18 protein-coding genes and 1 pseudogene are annotated in these 25,555 nt (G+C 36.3%); 10 read left to right on the top strand and 9 right to left on the bottom strand.

The window, feature by feature from the left end; all coding sequences use genetic code 11:
- The first annotated feature begins 30 nt into the window (after nucleotides 1-30).
- Nucleotides 31-2,649, top strand: coding sequence for an LPS-assembly protein LptD (locus IPK91_15490; GenBank protein MBK8298647.1), 2,619 nt, complete (start codon nucleotides 31-33; stop codon nucleotides 2,647-2,649).
- A 22-nt stretch (nucleotides 2,650-2,671) separates the two neighbouring features.
- On the opposite strand, the gene IPK91_15485 is transcribed toward IPK91_15490, so the two are convergent.
- Nucleotides 2,672-4,171 carry a polysaccharide biosynthesis protein gene (locus IPK91_15485; protein ID MBK8298646.1) on the bottom strand — a complete coding sequence of 500 codons (1,500 nt, stop codon included), beginning with the start codon at nucleotides 4,169-4,171 and terminating at the stop codon, nucleotides 2,672-2,674.
- Nucleotides 4,172-4,189: 18 nt separating this feature from the next.
- On the opposite strand from IPK91_15485, the gene rffA reads away from it, so the two are divergent.
- The gene (rffA, locus tag IPK91_15480) at nucleotides 4,190-5,407 is read left to right on the top strand and encodes a dTDP-4-amino-4,6-dideoxygalactose transaminase (GenBank protein ID MBK8298645.1); all 1,218 of its coding nucleotides are present in this window, start codon (nucleotides 4,190-4,192) and stop codon (nucleotides 5,405-5,407) included.
- A 13-nt stretch (nucleotides 5,408-5,420) separates the two neighbouring features.
- Here rffA and IPK91_15475 read toward each other — a convergent pair whose 3' ends face one another.
- Nucleotides 5,421-6,683: a 1-acyl-sn-glycerol-3-phosphate acyltransferase gene (locus IPK91_15475; protein ID MBK8298644.1), complete on the bottom strand. Its 1,263-nt coding sequence runs from the start codon at nucleotides 6,681-6,683 to the stop codon at nucleotides 5,421-5,423.
- A gap of 62 nt (nucleotides 6,684-6,745) precedes the next feature.
- Here IPK91_15475 and miaA point away from each other — a divergent pair, with 62 nt between their 5' ends.
- Nucleotides 6,746-7,660: a tRNA (adenosine(37)-N6)-dimethylallyltransferase MiaA gene (gene miaA / locus IPK91_15470; protein ID MBK8298643.1), complete on the top strand. Its 915-nt coding sequence runs from the start codon at nucleotides 6,746-6,748 to the stop codon at nucleotides 7,658-7,660.
- Here miaA and IPK91_15465 read toward each other — a convergent pair.
- The 3 genes from IPK91_15465 to IPK91_15455 are packed head-to-tail and all read right to left on the bottom strand — an operon-like array spanning nucleotide 7,646 to nucleotide 11,516.
- Nucleotides 7,646-8,416, bottom strand: a complete 771-nt coding sequence (locus tag IPK91_15465) for a hypothetical protein (protein MBK8298642.1) — start codon at nucleotides 8,414-8,416, stop codon at nucleotides 7,646-7,648. The genes miaA and IPK91_15465 overlap by 15 nt on opposite strands.
- Nucleotides 8,417-8,438: 22 nt before the next feature.
- A complete protein-coding gene (locus tag IPK91_15460; GenBank protein MBK8298641.1) occupies nucleotides 8,439-9,569 on the bottom strand; it encodes a hypothetical protein in 1,131 nt (376 codons plus the stop codon).
- 9 nt (nucleotides 9,570-9,578) lie between these two features.
- Nucleotides 9,579-11,516, bottom strand: coding sequence for a hypothetical protein (locus IPK91_15455; GenBank protein ID MBK8298640.1), 1,938 nt, complete (start codon nucleotides 11,514-11,516; stop codon nucleotides 9,579-9,581).
- Nucleotides 11,517-11,587: 71 nt separating this feature from the next.
- Between IPK91_15455 and IPK91_15450 the strand changes: the two genes are divergently transcribed.
- The 7 genes and pseudogenes from IPK91_15450 (at nucleotide 11,588) to IPK91_15420 (ending at nucleotide 20,157) form a co-directional block, all read left to right on the top strand.
- Nucleotides 11,588-12,847 carry an N-acetyltransferase gene (locus IPK91_15450; protein ID MBK8298639.1) on the top strand — a complete coding sequence of 420 codons (1,260 nt, stop codon included), beginning with the start codon at nucleotides 11,588-11,590 and terminating at the stop codon, nucleotides 12,845-12,847.
- 539 nt (nucleotides 12,848-13,386) lie between these two features.
- On the top strand, nucleotides 13,387-13,968 hold the full coding sequence (locus IPK91_15445; protein MBK8298638.1) for a hypothetical protein: 582 nt from the start codon (nucleotides 13,387-13,389) through the stop codon (nucleotides 13,966-13,968).
- 10 nt (nucleotides 13,969-13,978) lie between these two features.
- Nucleotides 13,979-16,635 (top strand): annotated as a pseudogene (locus IPK91_15440) (valine--tRNA ligase).
- 537 nt (nucleotides 16,636-17,172) lie between these two features.
- Nucleotides 17,173-17,562 (top strand): hypothetical protein, encoded by a 390-nt coding sequence (locus IPK91_15435; protein ID MBK8298637.1) that lies wholly within the window; start codon nucleotides 17,173-17,175, stop codon nucleotides 17,560-17,562.
- Nucleotides 17,563-17,734: 172 nt separating this feature from the next.
- Nucleotides 17,735-18,112: a hypothetical protein gene (locus tag IPK91_15430; GenBank protein ID MBK8298636.1), complete on the top strand. Its 378-nt coding sequence runs from the start codon at nucleotides 17,735-17,737 to the stop codon at nucleotides 18,110-18,112.
- A 633-nt stretch (nucleotides 18,113-18,745) separates the two neighbouring features.
- The gene (locus IPK91_15425) at nucleotides 18,746-19,492 is read left to right on the top strand and encodes a hypothetical protein (GenBank protein MBK8298635.1); all 747 of its coding nucleotides are present in this window, start codon (nucleotides 18,746-18,748) and stop codon (nucleotides 19,490-19,492) included.
- Nucleotides 19,489-20,157, top strand: a complete 669-nt coding sequence (locus IPK91_15420; protein MBK8298634.1) for a response regulator transcription factor — start codon at nucleotides 19,489-19,491, stop codon at nucleotides 20,155-20,157. The genes IPK91_15425 and IPK91_15420 overlap by 4 nt, the downstream gene beginning before the upstream one ends.
- A gap of 267 nt (nucleotides 20,158-20,424) precedes the next feature.
- Here the strand turns inward: IPK91_15420 and IPK91_15415 are convergent, their stop codons facing one another.
- The 4 genes from IPK91_15415 to IPK91_15400 form a co-directional block, all read right to left on the bottom strand.
- The gene (locus tag IPK91_15415; protein MBK8298633.1) at nucleotides 20,425-22,311 is read right to left on the bottom strand and encodes a T9SS type A sorting domain-containing protein; all 1,887 of its coding nucleotides are present in this window, start codon (nucleotides 22,309-22,311) and stop codon (nucleotides 20,425-20,427) included.
- 86 nt (nucleotides 22,312-22,397) lie between these two features.
- Nucleotides 22,398-23,393 (bottom strand): hypothetical protein, encoded by a 996-nt coding sequence (locus IPK91_15410; GenBank protein ID MBK8298632.1) that lies wholly within the window; start codon nucleotides 23,391-23,393, stop codon nucleotides 22,398-22,400.
- Complete coding sequence (locus tag IPK91_15405; protein ID MBK8298631.1) at nucleotides 23,390-24,631, bottom strand: hypothetical protein; 1,242 nt, start codon at nucleotides 24,629-24,631, stop codon at nucleotides 23,390-23,392. The genes IPK91_15410 and IPK91_15405 overlap by 4 nt, the downstream gene beginning before the upstream one ends.
- Before the next feature lie 123 nt (nucleotides 24,632-24,754).
- The gene (locus IPK91_15400) at nucleotides 24,755-25,504 is read right to left on the bottom strand and encodes a hypothetical protein (GenBank protein MBK8298630.1); all 750 of its coding nucleotides are present in this window, start codon (nucleotides 25,502-25,504) and stop codon (nucleotides 24,755-24,757) included.
- Between the last annotated feature and the right edge of the window lie 51 nt (nucleotides 25,505-25,555).

Raw genomic sequence — 25,555 nt, 5'->3', positions numbered from 1 at the left:
AATTTAATATATATAAATTTATATCTTTTTTTGAATAAAGTATTTATAATTTTTATAATATATAGTTTACACTATAATTTACCAGCCCAGATTCTGGACAGTTTGCCCAATCCGGACCGGCCGGCCCTTGGTATTACAGGATCTGATTCCTTGATTATTCGAAATGGCGCTTTATATCTGGTTTCGCCTGACAGCATCGATGTTCCAGTGGATTATGGGGCAGACGACCGGGTGCGGTTTGACTACAAAGAGCGGGTCATTCATTTATACAAAAATGCATTCATCCATTATAAAACCATGGACATTCGGGCAGATTACATTCGCATTGAATTGAATACAAATCTTGCAATCGCCTTACCCCAAACAGATTCCAGCGGAAATTTAACTGGAGTTCCTCAATTTAAAGAAACAGACCAATCCTTTAAAGCTAAAAAAATTACCTACAATTTTAAATCAAAAAAAGGCTTGATTGAGGAAGTGGTAACCCATGAAGAAGATTTATACATTCATGGCAGTCAAACTAAATTTATCTCTAAACAAAGTAGCGGCAGCCAGGGGGATGATATCATTTACAATAAACATGCATTAATTACTACCTGCGATGCAGAAAAACCTCATTTTGGCATTGCAAGTACCCGTCAAAAAATTATTCCAAATAAATTGGTGGTGGTCGGTCCTTCCAATATTGAAATTGAAGGAATTCCAACGCCCATCTGGTTACCTTTTGGTTTTTTTCCAATTTCCAGAGATGCACAATCCGGAATTTTATTTCCCAAAGAATATCAATACGATGAACGCGGTTTTGGGTTAGCCGGTATCGGGTATTATTTGCCTTTGAATGATCATGTTGATTTGAAATTTATAACGGATATCTTTTTTAAAGGTTCATTTAAAATAAATGTCAGTGGGAATTACAAATGGCGTTACCGTTACAATGGCAATTTTTCGCTTCAGTTTGAAAATCGGATTCAAGAAATTTCCGGCGACTATAAAAAGAATATAAACCGTCCAATAAGTCTTCGTTGGAGTCACAATCAGGAAGCCGGTGCACATCCATATCAAACGTTTGGCGGCAGCATGAACATCGAAACCAAAGGTTTTAGTAAAACAGTCTATTCAGATACCAGACAGTCCTTACAAAATGTCTTGCGTTCAAATTTTAATTACGGCTATACATTTCCAAACAGTCCGTTTAGTTTATCTGCTGCAATGAGCCACTCTCAGAATTTAATTACCCACGAATTAAATCTGACACTTCCTGAATTAAATGTGCAAATGCGTACCATCAATCCTTTTAAAAATAAAAATCGCATATCTCAAACTGAAAAATGGTATGACCGGATTAACTTAAGTTATGGAGCTCAATTTCAAAACACATTAAATACAACAGATACCAGTTTATTTAAAAAGGGCTTTGAGAAAGATTTAATTTATGGATTAAAACACCGTGCTGATATCAATGCAACATTCAAAGTATTAAAATATTTTAATCTTACACCGAGCATCAATTACAATGAAGAATTTTTCTTTCATAAACAAGAATTGTTTTTGAAAGACACGATATTAAAAGATACCATGGGAGTTGATTCCTTGTTCGGACTAAAACAAACGACCTATAAATCGGGATTTTATCCATTTCGGACGTTCAGCACGGGTGCAAGTTTGGGAACACAGTTATTTGGGCAAATCCAATCTTCTAAATCCTGGTTTAGAGGCTTACGACACCAGGTGACTCCAACCATTTCAATGAGTTATGCACCTGACTATCATAAAAACCCATTCAATTATTTTAAGCAAGTTGACTCTGATTTACGTGATTCATTTAACCGAAGGTATGAATACTTGGTTTTTGCTAAAAGTCCATTTGGAACGTCGTCTGTGCCTTCAGAAAATTTTAATTTAAATTTCAACATTGGCAATCGGGTTGAATTAAAATACTATTCCAAAAAAGATTCCACCGCCAAAAAAATTGCATTGCTAGAAGGTTTTAACTTTTCAGCCAATTACAATGTGTTTGCAGACTCCTTTAAACTTAGCTTGATATCTGGTAGCGGAAGCAGTCGCATTTTTAAAGGATACACCACCTTATATTATGGAATTACGATGGATCCTTATGGACGGACCTTACTAAATGGAAAGGAAATACGGAGTCAATCATATGCCCTAAATTTAAATAAAAAACTTGTGTATCTAACCAGTTCATTTATTAATATAAATACAAATATCAATATTGGACAATTAATTGGACTGTTTAATAAAGAAATTTTAAATAAAAAAGACAATGGACAAACAGCCTTGCCTGAATTATTTTACAATTTTAACATACAGCATATTATTAATTTCAGACATCTCCGCTTAGCTTCCGGAAAAGATACTTTCGAACGAACGCTGCATAACCTTACTTTGTCTGGGAGCATTGCACTTACCAATAAATGGAGAATCAACATCAACAACATCAGTTATAATTTTGATAAAAATGGAATTCAATATCCAAGCTTTGGGCTTGAACGGGATTTACATTGCTGGTTAATGAAATTTGATTGGTCTCCCCAATTTGGTTATTATTCCTTTACGCTAGGCGTCAAACCAGGCTCGCTAGAGTTTATAAGATTGCCAAGCAATCAATCGTTTTCAGGAGCCCGAAGGTAGTTTCAATGAATTTGTATTTCTATTATGTTTTCCGTTTGGTTGAAAACAATCTTTGTGTTTTTTCCGTAAATTCAAGTATCAATTGATTTAAATCATAGGATATATTACAAAAATACACCAATCCTAAAAAAACGATCGTTGTGAGTACACTTTGAATTGCAAGTGACCACAAAGGGAATAAATCAAGATGGATTTGTGACATCAATACATAACAAATGCCAATCAGCAATACCAGCTTTAACCAGGATCGAGAAAATGGCTGCATGCCTGTTTTCAAATAGACTACCAGCGTTTTTAAAATGTTATAAATCGCAACCGACAAAAAGGTTGCCAATGCAGCTCCCTCAATCCCTAACTGTGGAATCAGCCAGAAATTAAATGCGATATTAAGCACAGCCATTAAAACCAATAAATACAATTCCAACACATAGTATTTTGAATAGGCTAAAATGTAATGATTGATTCCTGTTGCAGCATCTACAATACGAGCCAGCAATAGCCAGGCTAACAATCGCTCGATTTTTATCAGCTCATCCGGATTAGGCATCAATTGACTCAAATAAATGAATCCCGTGTAGATGCATAATGCGATCCATACCGTTGGAATGAGCATATTTACGGATGATTTTGAATATACTGCCTTAAGATCCTGCTGATTCTTTTCCTTGGAATGCGCAGCAACCATTGCATTCAATCCATCGGTCAGGGCAGCGGCAGGTATAAAAGCTACATTGCTGATAAAAACAGCCAGAGTAAACAATCCATTTGCCTTAGCACCAATAAACGAAGTCACTAAAATCGAATCGATCCTCAAGGCCAAAATTGCACTGGCTCCACCTAATATGGAAAACAAAGCAAAACGAATCATCGCATCACGTTGTTGGATACGAAACACAAATTGCTTTAAAGGAAATTTAAACTGAATCGTGCTCGATAGTTTATAATATAAAAGTCCAATAGCAAATAGATAATAAAGACAAATCAACCAGGTAAATTGAATGCCACTGATATAATCCTTAAAACTCAGGATAAATAAAAATGGTAAAAATAATTTCATTAAAAAAACGAGAAGCGCGGGTAAAGCCAGTCGCTTAAAATTGATAAATAGAATTGAAAACAAATCAAATACAACGTACAAAATCCCTATAGGCAAAATAAATATTACAAAGGGCACTATATAAGCATCATTTGAACTTAAAAGGTTTTGAATCCATGGAAACAACATTAAAAACAAACATGCAAATACAAGGATCCCCAGGGAATATGCAGAAAAAATAAAACTAAAAAATCGGGATGAATTTTCTTCTGTACTATTAAAATGTGGATAATACCGCAATAAAACCGTTCCAAATCCCAAACTAATAAATGGAACCAACAAGGAAGCCGTATTGGTTAAAAATCCATAAAGACCGTACAATCTAAGATCGTTTGGATAAATAAAAATCGTACTGAGTCCACCTAAAACGGCACCTGCAATCTGGATAATAGAACTGAGAAGGCTTTGTTTGCGGATAAATTCCATGGACTCTTTGAAAATAGTATGAATGAATTAATTTACAAAACCCAGATCCGTTTAGAATGTTTTACATTTACAGCGAAAGTAAGCAATCATTTGGAAATGCAGTCCGCCCACAACATCCCATTTCACAGAGCCTATCAATCGACGCGTGCTGCGAACTATCTGAATGAGGTATTGAAGTTAAATAATTCTGCCAGCGATGGTGACTTCCACCAAAAATGCAAAGGCTGGTTTAAACAAAATCAACAAATTTCAAATGTATTTCTGTGCGGCTCTTGTACCGATGCATTGGAATTTTCAGGATTGCTTGCTGGATTGAAATCCGGAGATGAAATTATTCTACCTAGCTACACTTTTGCTTCTACTGCAAATGCTTTTTTACTACGCGGATGCACGATCCGTTTTGCAGATACCTCGTCATTAAGACCAAATGTTGAATTAGAGCAAATTCTACCACACGTAACTGCACAAACGAAAGCAATTGTATTAATACATTATGCTGGCATAGCCATCGATATGGATCCGATTCTTGCTTTTGCGAATGCACATAACATTTTAGTCATTGAAGATGCTGCGCAATGCATCGGTGCGCGTTATAAAGATAAATTTTTAGGAAGTATAGCTCCTCTGGGATGCTTGTCTTTCCACCCATCTAAAATAATTCATTGTGGCGAAGGAGGTGCACTGCTCGTCAATCAAGCATCTTACTTAAATCAAGCAGAGCTTATATTTGAAAAAGGAACCAACCGAAAAGCATTTCAACATCATGAAACCAGTTTTTATGAATGGCAAACCATCGGTTCTTCGTACGGCATGTCAGAATTTCAAGCAGCTGTGTTATTTTCTCAATTAGAAGAACTCCCAATGGTTATTAACCATCAAATGCAACTTTGGAATCTGTATCAACAAAATCTAAATGAATTACATGTAAAAGGCATGTTGCGTTTACCCAATGTACCCGATTATGCACATATAAATGGAAGTGAATTTTACATTGTATTAAATAATGAATCGCAACGGAGTCAATTGCAACAAATGCTTGCATCTCAAAACATTCAAACCACAACCCACTATAGAGCGTTGCACAGAAGCAGTTTTTATAAAAATAAATTAAATCAAAATTTGATCAACACCGATTCATTTGAATCTTGCTTATTAAGATTGCCTTTGCATTTTTATCTAACAGAATCTGATGTACTGATTGTCTGTGATCGAATTGATCAATTTTTTAAAAAATAAATGGTTTAAGATATCAATTCCAAATACGCTGGACGATCTGCTCCCGTTGCATTTTATAATTTTTATTGAACTTGGCTAAAAAAGGCACTTTTAAATAGGCCGCAAAATCCATAAACAGTCCAAATACATACAATGAAAGCAACAAAAATCCAAATAACAGGAAGGTTTCAATCCAATTAAAATAGGTATGAATCCAAAACACAATTGGTATTGAAAATATAAAATGAAAAACCATGGTGATTGCCAGACGAACCGGTGGATAAAACTCTAAACTCTTAATTTTGCGTTTAGCAAATGACTTAGCAAGTACTAAAGGAATCCCAAAAGCCACTATTCCCGGTAATCCAATTAGAAAACAGATAAAACATGCCATAAATTGCTTCATTCGTTCTGCCCTATTAAAATAAACAGCTGCATCAAACGATTTAAAATTGAAATTTTTTGGTACATAAGCATGAATTGCGTCATTAATTTCTGTCAAAGCATGCGTTGGTTTGTTATTGAGTGCTGCTATAAATTTTAACAATTGTTGATGCGGAGCCTTATGATAAAAAACACCTGATCCATTGTAAGGATTTAATTGTTTTTCTATCATTTCAAATGTAAGGTTATAAACCCCCTCCTGATGATGATGCGAAATGGATGGCACCACTACTTGCATTTTTTCTTGAAATAAATTGGTTAATAAACCCAATTTGTCATCTGCCTGTTCATTCAAACGATACCAATCCACAACATTAATCGGTTCACCAAATTCCAAATACACATCTTTCCGGCTCTTGGTTGGATCAATATAATAGATACCGGTTGGCACTACATAAAGTTCATCTACGTTCTTCTCTTCAATTGTTCCAATCGCCAATCGCGCTGCTCCTTTTTGTAAGGGTCGCAAATATTTTACCAATTGCGAACTCGCTTCGGGAAACATCAGTACGACCTCCTGTTGTGCCAACACTTCAAAACTTTGATCAAATGTGCTTTTGTTGTTGCGCAATTTTCCAAATCCATCTTTAAATCGATAGATAGGAATTTGGTTGGTTGATCGCAATATAGGCAAGAGCCATTTCTTTTCAAACATGTCACCCCGAACCAAAAAATGCAAATCACGGTGCTGGTTAGAGGCTATGATACAAGCTTCTAAAAAAGTACTCGGATGGTTTACAAGAAAAATTACAGGTCCCTTATTTGGTATGCGTTCCCTGCCAATAATGAACATCCGTCGGAAGTACAATCTGAATGCAAGATGCGCCCAGACCTTTAGTAATTTATAAAACATACTGAATGTTCATTAATTGGAATCTGTAAAAATAAACAATTGTTTACTTTTGACGGCAGAACATGAAGAATACTTTACTGGTAATAGATGGCCCAACAGCAGCTGGCAAAACGGATTTAGCATACCAATGGGCAATCGAACTGAATTGTCCGATCCTCTCTGCAGACAGCCGGCAACTATTTTGTGATGTCACGATTGGCACTTGCAAACCATCTAATGAAATGCTGCAATCGGTTAAACACTACTTCATTAATCATATCCCAATTGATGGCACTTACAGTGTAGGTCACTATGAACAGGAAGTTCATGTGCTCTTGAATGAATTATTTAAACAACATCCGGTCTTGATTCTGTGTGGTGGAACCGGACTTTATATAAAAGCAATCCTAAAAGGGATAGATCAAATTCCTTTATCTTCAACAGAAGTTAAATTACAAAGCCAAACACTCTTTGATGAAAAGGGCATAGAAGCTTGTCGCAACATGTTGGCAGAAGTGGATCCTGAATATTACGCGACAGTCGATTTAAACAATTCAAGACGAATTTTAAGAGCATTGGAAGTCTATTTTGAAAGTGGCAAACCCTTCTCAAGTTTCTTGAATAAACCAAACATTCCCAAACCCTTTGATATTAAAGAAATTTGTCTGATTCCTGAACGAAGCCTATTATATCAACGAATTGAAAATCGAGTTGATCAAATGATCGATGCTGGATTGTTTGATGAAGCAAAATCTCTTGAACAATATCGTTCGTGCCAAGCATTAAATACAGTAGGCTATCGTGAAACGTATGAGTATCTCGATGGACGCATTACTAAAGATCGTTGCATCGAACTCATCAAACAAAATTCCCGCAATTATGCAAAGCGGCAAATTACCTGGTTTAGGAAGGAACTTAGCGGAATTCAAATTAATTCCACAGATCCCATCACATTAAAGAATATTAAAACACAACTAAGTGAACTATTCTCTCGGTAGTATTTTCAAATTATTATTAACACTCCGTATTCCTGTTCGCATCCGCAACATAATGAGCATTTCATAGCGATTTATTTTTGTTTCATCGTATTTAAAACTCCATAAATTCATTTCATTGGACAGCCTCTTTTTTGATTTTAAATCATACAAATAAAATTCATTTTCCAATTGCGTTGCTGTCAAGGTGCTATCCATATCAACAATAAACTCATCGCTGATGATTTCTGGATTAGTCAGATCCGATTTTTTTTGTATTTGAGTCCATTTTTCAGATTTAATCAATGCTGCCATGGTTTTTGTCAATTCATCCAATGGATTCGGAAGATTTGAATTGCTTTTAATAAATTTATTCTTTGCTCCATTTTCATCAAAGTAAGTAAGTTCTGTAAGGGGTAGATCCGGAATGTTTATTAAATATTCTGCCTGATAGCTGGCCCAGTTTAATGCATCACTCATTCTTTTGAAACTTCTGATCTTATCTTGGCTCAACTGACTAAAATACACACCGGTTTTTTCCAAATGCTCCTTCCCCTCCAGTATCACTAATCCATTGCGATACATACTCAATTTGTAAACATGGCAATGTCCAAAACATGGATATTTTTGAAGGGTAAGCCAATGTTTCAATTCAACATGCTTAGGTTTTACCGCATCTTTAGCGCTTTTACAGGCATTCAAGCCAAATAAAGCAATTAAACAAAATACACCATAACGAATTCCATTCCAATTCATCGTACTAATATTAATTTGTAACATAGAGTCTCTTCCTTATTTGACACTAACAAAAATATACACCAGGGTTTACACCTAAAATTTCCGCAGACAAGCTAATGCTTAATGCCGCTTGCACCTTTTGCTTCCAACGAAGTCGGCCATTCATATCATACAAATCAAGATTGCAATCAATAAGTTTGCGATTTTTAGTCAGCAATTGCCAATCTAGTTGATTCTGCCGTAAATAAATCTGCTCTAATCCTGTTTGTGAACTAACAGAACAATTCATATTGCCAAGTTCCGGGCGAAATGACTGGATTTGTTCGTGCATTCTGTTTACTTGTCCTTTTGTAAACAAATGCATGCATGCATCATCGACTAAACTCATAAAGTTCATGAATTGGCTCGTTTGTCCGCAACGTGTTTGTGGAAACCTTGGACATCCATAATATTCAAGATCCTGTGCCGGTGTATCCGATACACCATCGTTTCCGGTACAATCTGATTGATCCCCTGACAAATGCAACAAACCAAAATAATGGCCCATTTCATGAACCAAGGTTTTCCCTTGATGAAAAGGTTTGTTTTGATGAGCACTGCCAATTGCCCCAATGCTTCGATAATCGATGATAATTCCATCCTCATCAGCAGTTGCATCCCAGGGATAGATGGCTTCACCCAATACAGGACATTGGTTTCTGTTGATCACAAAAATATTGATATACGTTTTTGGATCCCAAACGTCAACACCACCCAAATTTTTATGCATCAAATTGCGTTTTCCAAACTCTGATTTACAGGCAATAGATAAATCATTTATTGCTATCCATTCGATTCCAATCGTGTTTTCTCCAGTTGGAGTGGTGTCTGCAAGGCAAAATTGGATGTTTGGATTTGCTTTTAAAGATCTGAATGGTTCGGGAATGTTAAAATCCTCCAAATTCACGGCTTCATGAAAATACCGATTCAATACTTCCATTTGTGAATAGATCTGAAGGCTGCTTAACTTTTCTTCAGGAGACGAATAAAACACATGGAAAACCAATTTGCATTGCAAGGCTTCCCTAAATTGAAAATTATAAAATTGATCTGAATTGTTTACAGGTTTATAAATGGAACTGTAAGCAGCACAACGTTGGCAATCCGCTGCTTGACCATTAACGAGTAATAAAAATATCCAGACCCAGCTTTTCATCTCTGCGTGTTATTCAGTATAAACGATCAGAACGACCTGATCGGTATTTGTAGTCCATTTTGAACTTACTGGAATCTCTGAACTTTCATTGAATTGATTTTGGGATACGCCATAAACCTGCATTAACTTTTTTAAAGTATGAATTCTTTTTTCCGCTGAAACGAAATCAGTTGGGCTTTGAGTTCCCTTTACAAATGAAACGCGTAATTTCCTGTTTTGCTTAACAGTCGAACTAAAAAGAGCCATGAGATTAGCGCCTGATTCCTTTATGGCATAACTGCCAGAATCAAATAAGTCAGCCCATGGAATCTGCATAAATCCCTGTTCTTTAGAGGCCGTGGTTTCAAATTCAAGCTTTGTATGGTTTTTGGCCAATGCTTTTAGTTGTGCTATAACGGGTTCACTCAATCGCTTTTTACTTCCATCCGTGGTCGATTTCTGACTGGGCTGTTTTTCCACTTCATTAAAATGAATTTCCTTTTTTTCTTGCCTTGCTTCAACCCGGGGAGCTGCCTCAGTTTGACTGCTGGTGGTGGTTTGTTGAGCAACATGCTGTTGCAATTGCTTGTTCGACTCCTGCAGCGTCTTGATTTTTACATTCAAACTATCCAGACTGGATTGTTTGTTTTTTAATCTCGAATTGGCTATATTTAATTCTTCTGAATGCATTTTCTTCAAGCGAAGCAATTCAGCTTGTTGCATTTGAATGCTGTCCTTCATCCGATCTAATGGCTTTAATTCTAGTTTCAATTGCTTGAGTTGATTTTGCAATTGCTCTTTTTCTTGCGCAAGGATTTCCATTTTATCAATCAAGTCTTGATTCATTCTTTTTAATGTTATTAAATCCATCTCCTGGATTTTCCTAATTGAATCAGATTGCTCCAAATTAATGGATTTGTTTGATGCTGCATGAATTTGTGCTTCTGCTTTATTTAATTTGCTTTCCAATGCTGCACGATCGGTCTTTTGTTTTTGAATTTGTTGATTTTTATCTTCTATGATTTCATTTAAGACTTTAATCGTGTTAAGTTGTTGATTAAGTTCTTCTTGAACGGATTTCAACGTTGCTTCATTGACTGAAGCCGATTCCTTAACTTTTAAATTCTTTAATTCTTGTCGGGTTTGTTCGTTTTCAGTTTTAAGCGCCGCCAGTGCTTCCTGCGATTTTTGAATTTCCTTATCTTTCAATTGAACGGATTCAAGCATTTGTGCATTGAGGCGATTCAGTTCATCCAAACCCGCTTTCAATTGATTGATTTCAGTCCTTAATTCAGATTCCTGTAATTTTTGATCAAAACCTTTGGATGAATTCAATGCTTCCGATTCTTGTTTTACTTCATTCAATTCGTATTGCAATTGTTTAATCCGGATTTCCCCATACTGAATCTGTGAAGTCATTGAATCCATCATACTATTGGATGCTGCCAATTTCTTATCTTGTATAACTTGGTTTGCTTTTTCTTTTGCAACTGCATTTTTTAATGCAACAATTTCTTTGTTTAAACTGTCTAATTTTTTAGCGGTTGACTTCTTAGGTTCTTTTGATTTTAGCAGTTTTTCGTACTTTTCATTCAATTGTTCATAATTCGTTCTTGCTTGAACTAACTGGTCATTGAGACGCTTCATCTCAAGCATTTGGCTTTCCTGAATGGTGGATTCTTGTTGTTCGTTAGCTAATTGATTGGTTTTGCTTACTGAATCTGATTTCTCAGAACCTTGGTTGTACTTTAAATAAAATTCAATCAATACATTTTCTGTTTTTTGCAATTGAAGCTTGGTCGTTTCAAGATCCTGAGCAATTACTTCAAAGCTATCCTTGGTTATTTGATTTTCCTTGAGTTGTATTGCTAACTGATCCCGGTCAGATCGTACTGAATGATAGCGAGAACTTGATACACAAGCCCAAAAATTCAATCCTGCACATAAAAGGAATAGTCTGGAATACATAAGCTATTAGCGGATGTTCCCACAAATTTACCAGCTTTAGGCTAATTTTTTTGACATTCATAATCATCAGTATGAACTATTCCCTTCATTTTCAGTTAATTTGTATTGAAAATACAGAATGCTTGGAAGTTGTTTTAACTAAATCCCCGTATACATTTAAGATGTTTGATGCCATATCAAGCATTTCTGCTATTTGGGATCAAATTCCTGCAACCAGTCGACTTCTAAGTTCGGAGTACCTGGATATCCTCGAGAAGTTTCCCCCGGATTCCATGAAATTCCGCTATGTTTTGGTTTATAAAAGCTCCAAATTGGTGGCCTGCCTCTATTTTCAAATTGTACCATTTAAAGCAGCAGACCGCTTAAAAATGGAAAATGCACCTAAAAAAAGTTTGGGCTCTTGTTTTTATACGCAAATCAAAAAACTCGTTGCCAAACAAGTCGATTTTGTAACACTGATCAATGGCAATTTATTATCAACCGGCCCGTATGGTTTTAAATTACACCCTGATTTAGCTAATTCTGAATTTCAACAAATCTTTGATTCACTTTTACAGGTACTTTTTAAACAACACGAACACATTGATTATGCCAATCTCTGCTTGTTAAAAGAATTGCCACCCCAACAAGCTTTTAACACCAATGCAGAAGATTGTTTTTCAAATTTACATCCATTCCTGATCCAACCTTCCATGATGCTTCATTTAAATGCTGAATGGAAATCACTTAACGATTACATTGCAGCATTGCAATCCAAATACAGACTGCGTATTAAGAAAGCGCTTCAGGCCGGAGCGTCGCTCACTCATAAAGAATTTGATCTCGAACAACTTGCTGTTTATCATTCAGCCATATACCAACTCTATTTAAACACAGCTGATGGCGCAGATTTTAATTTGGTAAAATTGAATCCAAATTATTTTCTTGAGTTGAAACGCCAATTGGGAACTCGTTATCGCATCTTTGGTTTTTTCCATGACAACGAACTCATTGCATTTTATTCCTTGATTGATGATGGCCAACAACTTCTTGGTCATTTTCTCGGAACGATGAAAGAGAATAACCTGCGTTATCAGGTTTACTTTAATATCTTAATTAAATTTATTGAAATTGCCATTCAAGGGAAATTTAAAGAAATCAATCTTGCGCGAACTGCCATTGAAATTAAAAGTTCGGTCGGTGCGGTACCCGTGGATCTTGTATGCTATTTGACACATCGCAATCGAATTGTAAATCATTTAGTTCCTAACCTCATCCAATATTTAAAACCAGATGAACAATTTACAATTCGAAAGCCATTCAAAAAAGAACCTGATACCTCATCAGCGTAATTTATTATTCCACGCTGCTTTATCTCCTCTTCCTCCGTGTTCCTTCTCTGTGATCTTGGTGTGAAATATCTTGGTTGATAGTTGTTGGTTGTCAGTTGATAGTAAGAACAATGCATTTTTTTTGCGCCTCTGCGCCTCTGCGTGAAAATCCATTAACACAAAGTCCACAAAGAAAATACACACGAAGAAATACAAAGTTAATCTCCTCTTCCTCCGTGTTCCTCCTCTGTGATCTTGGTGTGAAATATCTTGGTTGATAGTTGTTGGTTGTCAGTTGATAGTAAGAACAATGCATTTTTTTTGCGCCTCTGCGCCTCTGCGTGAAAATCCATTAACACAAAGTCCACAAAGAAAATACACACGAAGAAATACAAAGTTAATCTCCTCTTCCTCCGTGTTCCTCCTCTGTGATCTTAGTGTGAAACTCTTCTATCGCAAAGTCCACAAACAATTTGCTGAGTTAATCTCCTGTTAAATGAAGGATTCCTACCCTTTTAGTTTTTTTAGACCGGTACTTTTGTAAACGATTCTCTAAGTCCATGAATAAAACCAATTGTTTACTTTCCGCTTTGCTGTGCTTGTTTCTGAATATGCTTTCCGCACAAGAAACAGTCACCGGACTTTTACAATTTAAAAATCAACGATTTCAATTTGAAAATGGAGATTCCATGGTTTTGGATCCCGATAAACAGCTAATTGTATTGCTCTTTCATGCCGAACAAGATACGATTGGCTTGGATCCCGGCTTATCAACCGAAGGACGCTGGCGTGCAATAAATTTGTTGCGCATCATGAAAACCATTGAGTTTGGCGCATTTTTCACAACCCCATTTCGCAATAACATCCTCACCTTGCAGCCTCTGGTGGATTACAAGAAAACCCAACCAAGATATTACGATCAATCTGATATTCAGGTACTTATAAAAGAAATAGCGAATTTATCACCCTATCCAATCATGGTGATGGTTCATCCGGAAACAGTTGGCCTTATATTTGAGCGTATTACGCAATCTAAGTTAACTATGGACATAAGTACAAATCGATCTGATAAAATGATCCTGATTCAGCGAGATCGGAAACAGGGTATTTTGTGGAAAACTTGTACCTACAAGGTCCGTTAATAAAAATTTTATGGAATTAGAAACCCGATTTAAACCGGGGAGCATTGAATCAAAATGGTATGATTGGTGGCTTCAACGGAATTATTTTTCATCCAAACCAGATGACCGGGTCCCGTTTTCAATAGTGATCCCACCTCCCAATGTTACGGGAGTGCTCCACATGGGTCACATGCTCAACAATACGATTCAAGATGTCTTGATACGGCGAGCCCGTCAAAATGGAATGAATGCTTGTTGGGTGCCTGGAACCGACCATGCTTCCATTGCAACCGAAGCGAAAGTAGTCCAAATGCTTCGCGAAAAAGGAATCAAAAAATCTGATATTACCAGAGATGAGTTCATGAAATATGCCTGGGAATGGAAAGAAAAATACGGTGGCATCATACTCGAACAATTAAAAAAACTAGGCGCATCCTGCGACTGGGATCGCACTTCATTTACCATGGATCCTGTGCGCTCAGAAGCTGTAATCAGTGCTTTTGTCGATCTATATAACAAAGGAAAACTATACCGTGGCAAACGCATGGTACACTGGGACCCGGAAGCGAAAACCGTTTTATCAAGTGAAGAAGTCTTGCATCATGACGAACAAGCAAGTTTGTTTCACATTCTCTATAAATTAGAAGGCTCAGATACGGAAGGAATTGTGATCGCAACACAACGTCCAGAAACCATCATGGCAGATACTGCTGTATGTGTGCATCCGGATGATCCACGATACACTGCCTTTCATGGCAAAAAAGTGATTTTACCTTTATTAAATAAAGCCATTCCAGTAATAACAGACACGTATATTGATCGTGAATTTGGAACCGAGCACTTAAAGTGACTCCTGCTCATGATCCCAACGATTATGAAATTGGATTGCGTCATGGATTGGAGGTCATTGATTGTTTAAATGAAGATGGAACCTTAAGCAAAGAAGCAATCATATTAGTCGGTGAGGACCGCTTTGTTGCACGTAAAAAAATAAAACCGCTGCTTGAAGAAGCCGGTGTCTTAATTAAAATTGAAAACTACACCACCAGCATCGGTCGCAGTGAACGCACAAATGCAGTAGTCGAACCGCGATTGAGTTTGCAGTGGTATGTTAAAATGAGTGAATTGGCCAAACCTGCACTGGATGCAGTCATGGACGATTCCATCCAATTTACTCCCGAACATTTTAAAAATACCTATCGACATTGGATGGATACCATCCGCGATTGGTGCATTTCACGTCAATTGTGGTGGGGCCATCGGATTCCAGCATGGTATTATGGAGAAGAGGTCTTCGTTGCAAAAACCGCGGAAAAAGCATTGGCCCAGGCTCAACAAAAGACTGGCAATTTATCGCTTCAACTTTCCGATTTACGTCAAGATGAAGATGTGTTAGATACTTGGTTTTCATCCTGGCTTTGGCCCATTTCTGTATTTGATGGACATCATAATTCGGAGGATTTTAAATACTATTATCCAACTTCTGTATTAGTGACCGGTTGGGATATTATTTTCCTTTGGGTAGCCCGGATGGTTATGGCCGGATATGAATGGAAAGGACAATTGCCCTTTCACAAAGTTTATTTTACCGGAATGGTACGCGATAAACTGCGCAGAAAAATGAGTAAGTCATTGGGAAATTCACCCGATGCTTTGCAACTGATTGAAGATTTTGGTGCCGATGGCGTGCGTTTTGGAATGTTGGCTTGTTCGCCTGCAGGAGGGGATTTATTGTTTGATGAAAAACTGTGCGAACAAGGGCGCAATTTTTCCAACAAGATGTGGAATGCACTTCGACTGATTAAAGGCTGGACTCCGGATAATTCAAAACAAGTAAATGATGGAGATCAACTTTTGATGGAATGGATGGATAGCAAGTTGAATGCCGTGCTGCTAGAACAAAAGCAGTATTTCGAACAACTTAAATTATCAGAAGCAATTAAAACCCTTTACAATTTTATCTGGGAAGATTTTTGTGGATTTTTATTAGAGGCCGCAAAGCCTGCCAATCAAGAAAACATTTCTGGGGAACTGTACACTAAAATCATTGAGGTGTATGAAAAAATCTGCATCGTTCTGCATCCGTTTATGCCATTCATTACCGAAGAAATCTGGCACGGATTGAAAATTAGAAATGAGGGAGAAGATTGTATTGTAGCATCGATGCCAGACTCCGGAACAATCCAAGGGGAACTGCTTGCAAACATGACAGAATTGAGAACCGTCCTCAGTCAAATTCGCGAATTGCGAAATAAATACGGTGTGAAAATGAATATCTCCGTTCCCTTGCACATCATGAAAAACGACCAAACCAATTTATTAGCAATCTCCGGAGCGTCTCGTTTATTGAAAAAGATGGCAGTATTAACAGAAATCCTCCAAACCGATCAGGAAATAGAAGCAGCCCAATCCTTTATGGGCATACGTCAAAAGTATTTTGTACAACTCCCCGTTGAATTAGACATTGAAGCTGAAAAAACTGAATTGCAAAAAGAGATCAGCTATCAGGAAGGATTTATAAACAGCGTCCTCAAAAAATTAGAAAATGAACGCTTTGTTGCATCTGCACCAAAAGACCTGGTAGAAAAAGAACGCAAAAAATTAGAAGACGGACAGAGTAGATTGATTGCTTTGAGAGAAAGGCTGGAATCAATTACGAATGACGAATTACGAATTACGAATTTATAAAAATAGAATATTTCTCAATAGAAATATTCTATTAATATACTTTAGATCTAATTCGTAATTCGTAATTTTAAAAAAAAAGGACTCCTTTTTTCAGAAGTCCTTTCTATGTTGTTTAGGGTGCTCTACAGTTCTTATCTGTGAGATTGGTGTTTCTTGATTAATTACCTTACAAAGATTGTACGAATGCAAACAGAAAACAATCGGTAAAAAGGCCCAATTTTCAAAATGGTTATTTAGGAGTATGCTTGGATCCTTTTGAATATTTAATCAAAAATCATATTAAGCTGCTATTAAGACATTAATTCCCAATTTGCTTTTCATTTTTAACTTGAGAAATCTATTTTAGTCCAAATGGACCAATTGTACTACTCCTTTAGGAGTATTTTATAAGTTCTTAATTTACTTAGTCTGCAATTTGACAAGTTTTTACATATTATAATTAAATATATGTAAAATTACTTAGATTACAATCCCAAAAATTTATAGCTATATTTGGAATCGTTAAACCATTTTTCAATAACCAATAAATAAAATACAATGTCAGATCTAATTGATTCCTATTCAAGTGCTGCTTCAAAAGACACAACCAAAAGTCATATCTTGTTAGATTCACCTCAAGTTGGTGCATTAAAACTTTCAAATGTTGGAAATTTAAGCTTAAGTGGTGGAACAATGATTACGAATGACGTAGCTAATAAATATATTAAACAATGGACTACTTTCAAATCAGAACTTTCATCGTTTTTGGAAAAATCAAGAATCCCAGCTAAATACAATGATCCTAAAAGTTCGATACATTCACTGCGTGAAAAGTTGCTGGAATATGAGCTCATGGAATTTGAATCTTTTACTGATCCAGGTTTTATCAAAGACTTAATAGGGAAATTACAAATAAAAATAGCAGATTTCGAATATTTAAAGGAATAAAATCATTGCAAGATATTGTAAATGATATATATGGCGGCGATTTAGAAACAGCCATGAAAGAGGATGGAGTTGTACAATATTTAATTGCCAAAAGAAAAAGCTACATAAGCTGTGTAGTTATTATGGTAACATTAAAAAAATAATATTTTATAACAATAATAAACAAAATAAAATGTCAACCTTAAATCCAAATTGTATTAATCTTACTTCTGCAGAACAAATGATCCAATCATATAAATTAGAACATGGCTCCGATGCTGACTTCTTAGCCTCAGAATATTTTGATTTAGAATCCTTAAAAAATATTTTAAATCACCCCCGTTGTAAAGGAATCCGAATATATAATGCGATTAAAACGGAAGGTGAAAAAAAACAAAATCGTTTAATTGTCATGGGTATCGATGAAAATGGCAAAACACTTGTACATTTAAAACCCAATCTTTTAGGAATTTCAGCTGCTAGCCTAGGCATAAGTGTTGGCTTCACAGAAGAAGTAATTGGAGTTGCTGAACATGGCCGTCCATGCCCGCCATATTGTAAAGTTGACTAAGAACTGAAATTATTAAGTAATTTTGAGTATAATAGACTTATCAACTTATTCTGCAATATTTCCATTTATCATTGGGTTTTATTCATATATAAAGAATAAATTGGATCAAATTACTAAACTGTTTTTTATAGTTATTCTACTAGGTACATTTTCTGAAATAATAAACATCATATTATGGGAATATAAAATGCCTAATGGTATTGTTATGAATTTTTATACGCTAATTAGTGGAATACTGTTTCTAATCTTATTTAGAAAATCTCAAACCTTACGAGTAAACTGGTATTATATTCTACTATGTTTTTATTGTATTGGATGTTCTTTTATTATTTTTATAAATAAAGATTTTTATATATTGGATAATGATTTGATGATATTTACAAATTTCATTTTAATGTCATTGGCATCAATAACGCTCATAAAAATGACAAATGGTGATATCGATAATTTATTTTCACAACCTTTATTGTGGATCTCCGCAACATTATTAATTTTTAGTACAGCCTCAAATATTGTTTACAGTTTATTCCCTGACAGTGCTTACGATATCAATCCTCAACTATATGAACAAATTTGGGATGTTCATGGAGCATTAAATATTTTTTGTAACTTTCTTTATTCTTATGTATTTATATGCACCTTCAAGAATCGATTTATCCTGTCATCATAGCCACCTTCTCCCTTGTATTCCTCGTAGGTTTTTTCATCTACCTGATTTACAAATACAATAAAAACATGATCCGTAAAAACAATGAGATGTTTAAAGCGGTGATTGATGCGGGCGAAAGGGAGAAACTGGAGTTGTCTAGAAATCTACACGACCAGGTCATTCCTTTGATTGCGATTTCTAAATTGCAGGTGGAGTCGTTTGATTATCCGGAATCGGAGGAGTCGGAAGAACACAAAAAGGAACTTACCGGGATCCTGGCACAATCCATTTCTGAAATCCGCGGAATCTGTCACAGCAATTCGCCAATTTTGTTTAAAGATTTGGGATTGAAAAAATCATTGCAAAATTTCTTTAAGCAAATGGCCTCCGTCGAACAAGCCCCTAAAATAGATTTTCAGTTTGACGATAACATCCATATTTCAGATGATAACGGATTGTCTGTTTACCGGATTTTACTCGAACTTTTCAATAACTCTTTAAAATATGCCCGTTGTAAAAACATACTGATCACGAGTCAGCTGGGACCTAAAAAAGAAATTATAATCCATTATTCGGATGATGGGATGGGGACAGATGTACTAAAACCCGGTCATGGCATGTTGAGTATTAAATCCAGGGTCACCCTGTTGGAAGGGGAAGTACAATTTAAAAGTAAAATGCAGGAAGGCTTCCAATGTATGATTAAATTGCCGTCTAAATTACTGATATGAGTGAACAGAAAATCAATATTCTGATATGTGATGATCATACCATTTTCAGGACTGGTATGAAAAACATCGTCCGCAAATTACCTGTAACAGATCATATCTATGAAGCATCCAATGGCAATGAAGCCATAGCCGTTGCTGAAACCAACAAAGTCGATTTGATCCTTCTGGACATCGAAATGCCCTATCTCAATGGGGTGGAAACGGCCAAATACTTCAAAAAAAATCATCCGGAAATTCGCATTATCATGATCTCGTTTCATAATGACAAAGAATTGTTTTTACAATTGTATAAAATCGGAGTAGAAGGTTACTTGGTAAAAAATACCTCGCTTGAAGATTTAAAACGGGGCATTGTGCATGTATTGGAAGGAAATCAATTCTTTTCAGCCGAATTAGGCGCTACCGTTATTCACGGTTTAATCAATGAAAAATTACAAGCTCCCAAAGATCCTCAAGAATTGCTTTCCGAACGGGAAGTTGAAATCCTTTTACTCATTTGTCAACAACTTACTACCGACGAAATCGCCGCACAACTTTTCATCTCTCCCCTTACAGTCAAAAGACACCGCCAAAATCTTTTGGATAAAACCAATTCTAAAAATATTGTAGGATTGATTTTATATGCCATCCGAAATGATTTGCTGGATGCAGCAACGATTAAATAGAAGAAGAGAGCTGTTAAGCTGTTAGGCTGTTAGGCTATTAAGCTGTTAAGCTATTAAGCTATTAAGCTGTTAAGCTCAATTTAGTCTATAGTCTTTAGTCTGAAGGGAAAGAAAAAACTTTGCGTCTTTGCGCTTCCGCGTGAATGCTCTTAAGCTATTAAGCTATTATGCTGATTAGATGGTTTTTATTGCAATACAATTCTTGGTAAATAAAAAAACCCGGAGTTTTTGGCCCCGGGTTTTTCATCAAAATAATTTGATTTAATATTATTTTACAACTGTAAATTGTTTTGTACTTGTTCCTTCGTTGGTTGAAACACGAATCAAATAAGAACCTGCATTTAATGCAGATGTACTGATTGTAAATACATCTTTAGTTACTTGTTTGTGTGATTCAAAATTCAGGATTTTTCCATTGATATCTGCAATTGTTAAGTTAGCATCTGTTGGGTTAGCGAAATTCAAACCAACATTCAAATTGTCATTAACAACTGGATTTGGATATAAACTCATTACATTGTCAGCCAAAGGTTTCTCGTCTGTTTTAGTAACAAACTCAAGGATTAATTCCAAGATCGGAGTATTAATACCCTGGAATCCATTAAACCATTCCCCAGCCTGATCAATTACAAAAGTTGAAAATGGTTGAGAGTTGTAGGATTTTTCATTGCTGATTGAATGGAATACAGGTACTGCGCCTGTTGGCGTTGCAGGGTGATCCACACCAATGAAATAACGAGAATTCTTTTGTAATAAAACACCATTGTCACCGGTATTGAAATCGGTAAGATCCACAGTGATTGGGTCGTAATTTTTCTCGGTAGTACCGCTAAATGCTTCTGCAGATAAAATATCTACGGAAGGTGAAGCGATTCCGCCTGATCCATCAAAATTGGTAAATCCACCATCAACATCGTCTTTAACTTTCATTAAATAGATAGAAACTGCATATCCATCCAGAGTTCCCCCTGCATTGGTTACCATACTGAATTTAGCTTGTTTAGCCAACCATTTGTCATTGTCATTCCAACAATCTGAAGTGCGGTATTGGTTACCAAAAACATACGCAGCACCACCACCTGAGCGAACCCCACTGGTTGCTCTGGGAGCTTTAGCAAACTCATTTAAGGAAATCTCAAAAGAGTCAACACGGGTATTGTCGTTTCTGTTAAAGTCTGCAACCGTTGCATCTTTACTGTAAACTGACCAACGCAGGAAATATTTACCGAAGTCTAAATTGTTTGGCACAAATAAATTAGCAACATTAAATGCGGTATCATCATCTGTAGTTTCCAAACGATCAATGATAACTGAATCTGCAAAAACGACTGTCTTGCGATCAATACCAATAACTTCTCCTTTTAAAACCACATTGGTTTGTGCTTTTGAACCTTTGTTATTTAAGTTTGCCTGAAATAAAAAGCTGTCTGTACAAATCATTGCTTTAGGCTGTCTGTAGGCAGCAGGTGTATAAAAATGACTGTTTAATGCCAAGTCATATTCTGGTACTGAAACCAATTGAACATCATCTATAATCCAGAAATAATATTCGCCATCAAAACGAAAACGAATTTGAACATTCGCTTGATTTGCTACATCTGAAGAAATGTCAATTAAAACGCTACTGTTTGTGGGCGTTTCTGCATTGCTTGCGATATCCTGATTTAGCTGGTAGCTATTCCAGTTTGCGCCACCGTCATTGGAAACATCTACAAAACAAGTAGAATTAAAATTCCGATAGTACTGATTAAACTTCACTGCAGCACCACTGAAAGCGGAGCAATTGATTACAGGGCTAATTAAAACACCTGAATGCAATGAAGGGCATTTGCCACCGCCAAAATTTCCGACAACTCCAGCATTATCTAATAAATCGGAGTTGAAAACCATGGCTCCATTTGCTCTTGAAGGCGAGTTGATTGCACCTCTTGGACCATAATATGCACCGCCTGCTGCAGATGCCGCAGCACTATAATACCAGCGTGCACTGTCCGCTTTTGCAGGGTCGTCTGAACTTAAACCCTGGGTTGTCCAACCGTTAAATCCACCAGCAAACGTGGAATTCGGGTCGTTAGGTCCTCCCCATAAGATCTGGGAGTTTATCCAGCTTACGCTAAGTCCTAATAAAAATAAAATTGTAAAAATTTTTTGCATAAATTCTGAAAATTGATGATTGTGAATAAATTTTTTTCAAAAAAGCCCACAAATATATAAAACCGTATTATATAATTGGTCGATTTTTAGCAGATAATCTCTTCCAGTTCTTTTAGTAATTCGTCTTTCCGAACTGGAATCACACCCGACCGCTCACAGACCTGACCTCCGCCAATATTACAGCAAACTGCCATAAACTCATCTGATAACGAATAAGCAGCGCAAATCGCTGCCAGGCTGATGACAGTATCTCCAGCTCCGCTGACATCCGCAACTTTCCGGGGCCTTGTTTTGTAAATCTGTCCTTTATTTTTTCCATCAATCCAAATGCCATCAGCTGCCAATGTGATCATCACTTTATCACATAACAACTTGTTTTTCAAGAATTTAGATAAATGAGGAAGGTCGTCATGGTGTTTGGAGACCCATTCCGTTGCCTGTACGGCTTCCCTCAAATTGGGTTTAAATAAATGAACCCCTTTGTAATCAAAAAAATGATTTTTTTTAGGATCGACAACCACTTTGACCCCTTGCAAGCGTGCCATTTCAATAATTCGAGCGATCCAGTCCTTATTTAAAAATCCTTTATTGTAGTCCTGTAATATCAATACTTTAACGTCCTGGTTTTTTAAAATTGAATACAAGGATTGTAAACAATGTTCCTGGATGTCTTTTCCAATTTCTGCCTCAGTCTCCTGATCTACCCGTACAATCTGGTGTTGGTCTGCTACGATTCGGGTTTTAACGGTGGTTGGCCTTTTTGGATCTTTTACTAAATACAATTGGTCACAGGCAATTGCTTTCAATAAACCCTCCAGAATTAAGCCATCCGCATCTTCCCCACAAAGACCCATCAAACTGGTTTTACAACCCATAGATTTTAAATTGGCTACGACATTGGACGCACCTCCCAATTTGTTTTCCGTTTCCTTCCACAAGACCACTGGAACCGGTGCCTCTGGTGAAATTCGGGTGGCTTGACCCCTCATGTAGCGATCGATCATAATATCTCCCAATACTAAAATATGGAGGTCTTTATGGTCTTTTTGCATTTGACCGATTTCAATTTCAAACTTTTTCAAACCAGTTCATTTTCTTTCAAATAGTCATAAATGCGCGTGCTAGCACCTAGATTTTCCACAAAATAAGCATCAAAATGGGTCTTGTCTTCATTTTTTTGCTGGGCTTGACTATGGACAAATTCAACAAAATCCCTGGATGAATTAATTACAAAACCCATTCCGCTTTTTATACTTTGACCAGCCTCCGGAAACTTGTGAAATTTTGGTCCAAAACAAACAGGTATTTTATAAATTAATGCTTCCAGAATGTTGTGAATTCCAGCGCCAAATCCACCTCCAATATAGGCGAATTGCGCAAAGCGATACAAAGCAGCTAAATATCCGATTTGATCCATAATGAGAATCGGAACTGTTGTTTTAAAATTCAGTTGACTGTATCGAATCGTTTGATTTGAAAAATTGGTTTCAATGAATTGAATACTTTCTTCATCCGTTTTATGGGGAACTAAAATAATTTTCCATCCGGATTTAATGGATTCAAACATACCCTCGCGTAATATGCTTAAATCATGTGACCAAATACTCCCAGCTATCCAAATTTTTTCTGATTCACCAAAAAAATGCATCCCAGGTATGGGTTTATTTTCCCGGGCAATTTGATCCACACGATCCCATCTGGTATCTCCTGCTATTTGGATGTTTGAAAATGATTTGTCCTTTAATAAATTATAGGTTTCTTCATTTTGTAAAAACAATTGTTGGGCCGGCTTAAGTTTATTTAACAAAGAAGCATTTAATGAATTTAATAAAAAATGATCCGGTCTCAAAATCATGGACACAAAGCAAAATGGAATTTTTCTTTGATGAAGTACGTCGAGACAATTAAACCAAAAATCATACTTTACAAACAAAACCAATGTTGGGTTTAAGCATGTTATAAAATCACGAATTTCCCAATAACAGTCTGATGGGAAATAACACACATAATCTACTTTGTCGTACTTGCTTTGTTTGTTGTAACCCGATGGTGAAAAAAAACTCAATACAATCTGGTGTTCCGGATGTTTTAAACGAATAGACTCTAAAAGAACCCGGCCCTGCTCAAACTCACCCAAAGATGCTACATGCATCCAAATGCGTTTGGAATTTGGCAACGGATTGATTTCTGTAAATTGAACTAAATCGCGCTTCCAATTTTTTCGTCCTTCAACCCATTCCTTAGCATCTGTTCTAAACCAGGCTGCCATGCGCAGCACTAAAAAATAAACTGGAATTAGATGGCGATAAAGAAGGTACATGGAAGGTGGAAGGTGGAGAATTAAGAATTAAGAATTAAGAATTACGAATTATGAGGGCGCTGCGTACATCCTGCTTACTTGCAGGATGAATTAAGATAATAAATCGTTTACCCTGCATATAAATTAATATTCAATTTCCTCACCGGTATTTCCCAAATAAAATGGCAAATAAATACCCATTTTGAAATTGATTAAAAAATCATTTCGGTTGATGCCATATTCTGATTGATTGGTATCGTAATTTAATTTCCTTTGATTTTTTGTAAATCCAAAAACGGGTTCTATCCCACTGTAAAACGATAGCCAGTTTTTTCTTGAAATGTATTCATAACCAATAAATGGAATTATTGCAAATCCATTGCTCAATCGATCCAAACCTTGCAGGTAATCGGTTGTGAATTGATTCAGTGCCCGCGCATCATCGACAAACCGAATGTGGTGTTGAATAAAACCAGCACCCAATTGCACTTTTAAACTTTGTCGTGCTTTTTCCTGACTCCCGATGGAAACCAGACCACCAAAATACAGTTGGATAAAATACCCACGCTCCCGAAGTTTCAGTTCACTTAAATACTGGTCTGAACCAATCAACAAACCTTCATATGAAGTTTGAAAGGGCTTAAGTACATTTTCATCTACCTGACTGCCAAAAAAGTAACTAAACTTGGCTCCAAAATTAATCCAATTTCTGGTGGGTTGATAGGTAGCTCCGGCTCCAAGAACCAGATGATTCCCAAATCGTTCCGATAAATCTTGTAAAGGAAGCCCGATTCCATAATTAAAATCCAATAATAAAGCCGGCTTTTCCTGGGCAAGCAGTTCACTGGATTGAAGCCAACATGCAAAGCAAAAAAATAGTATGATCCGATTCATATCGCTCAAAATTACCAGAAAAACGTTTAAAATGGAATTATTGTGATTTAA

It is taken from the genome of Saprospiraceae bacterium (assembly GCA_016712145.1).
Taxonomy (GTDB): Bacteria; Bacteroidota; Bacteroidia; order Chitinophagales; family Saprospiraceae; genus Vicinibacter.
This window is presented reverse-complemented; position numbering and strand designations above follow the sequence as displayed.

What these genes read in the sequence shown, in the direction of transcription:
- IPK91_15485 (MBK8298646.1), bottom strand. Translation starts at nt 4,171, where the DNA reads ATGGAATTTATCCGCAAACAAAGCCTTCTCAGTTCTATTATCCAGATT.
- rffA (MBK8298645.1), top strand. Translation starts at nt 4,190, where the DNA reads ATGAATGAATTAATTTACAAAACCCAGATCCGTTTAGAATGTTTTACA.
- IPK91_15475 (MBK8298644.1), bottom strand. Translation starts at nt 6,683, where the DNA reads ATGTTTTATAAATTACTAAAGGTCTGGGCGCATCTTGCATTCAGATTG.
- miaA (MBK8298643.1), top strand. Translation starts at nt 6,746, where the DNA reads ATGAAGAATACTTTACTGGTAATAGATGGCCCAACAGCAGCTGGCAAA.
- IPK91_15465 (MBK8298642.1), bottom strand. Translation starts at nt 8,416, where the DNA reads ATGTTACAAATTAATATTAGTACGATGAATTGGAATGGAATTCGTTAT.
- IPK91_15460 (MBK8298641.1), bottom strand. Translation starts at nt 9,569, where the DNA reads ATGAAAAGCTGGGTCTGGATATTTTTATTACTCGTTAATGGTCAAGCA.
- IPK91_15455 (MBK8298640.1), bottom strand. Translation starts at nt 11,516, where the DNA reads ATGTATTCCAGACTATTCCTTTTATGTGCAGGATTGAATTTTTGGGCT.
- IPK91_15450 (MBK8298639.1), top strand. Translation starts at nt 11,588, where the DNA reads ATGAACTATTCCCTTCATTTTCAGTTAATTTGTATTGAAAATACAGAA.
- IPK91_15445 (MBK8298638.1), top strand. Translation starts at nt 13,387, where the DNA reads ATGAATAAAACCAATTGTTTACTTTCCGCTTTGCTGTGCTTGTTTCTG.
- IPK91_15435 (MBK8298637.1), top strand. Translation starts at nt 17,173, where the DNA reads ATGTCAGATCTAATTGATTCCTATTCAAGTGCTGCTTCAAAAGACACA.
- IPK91_15430 (MBK8298636.1), top strand. Translation starts at nt 17,735, where the DNA reads ATGTCAACCTTAAATCCAAATTGTATTAATCTTACTTCTGCAGAACAA.
- IPK91_15425 (MBK8298635.1), top strand. Translation starts at nt 18,746, where the DNA reads ATGCACCTTCAAGAATCGATTTATCCTGTCATCATAGCCACCTTCTCC.
- IPK91_15420 (MBK8298634.1), top strand. Translation starts at nt 19,489, where the DNA reads ATGAGTGAACAGAAAATCAATATTCTGATATGTGATGATCATACCATT.
- IPK91_15415 (MBK8298633.1), bottom strand. Translation starts at nt 22,311, where the DNA reads ATGCAAAAAATTTTTACAATTTTATTTTTATTAGGACTTAGCGTAAGC.
- IPK91_15405 (MBK8298631.1), bottom strand. Translation starts at nt 24,631, where the DNA reads ATGTACCTTCTTTATCGCCATCTAATTCCAGTTTATTTTTTAGTGCTG.
- IPK91_15400 (MBK8298630.1), bottom strand. Translation starts at nt 25,504, where the DNA reads ATGAATCGGATCATACTATTTTTTTGCTTTGCATGTTGGCTTCAATCC.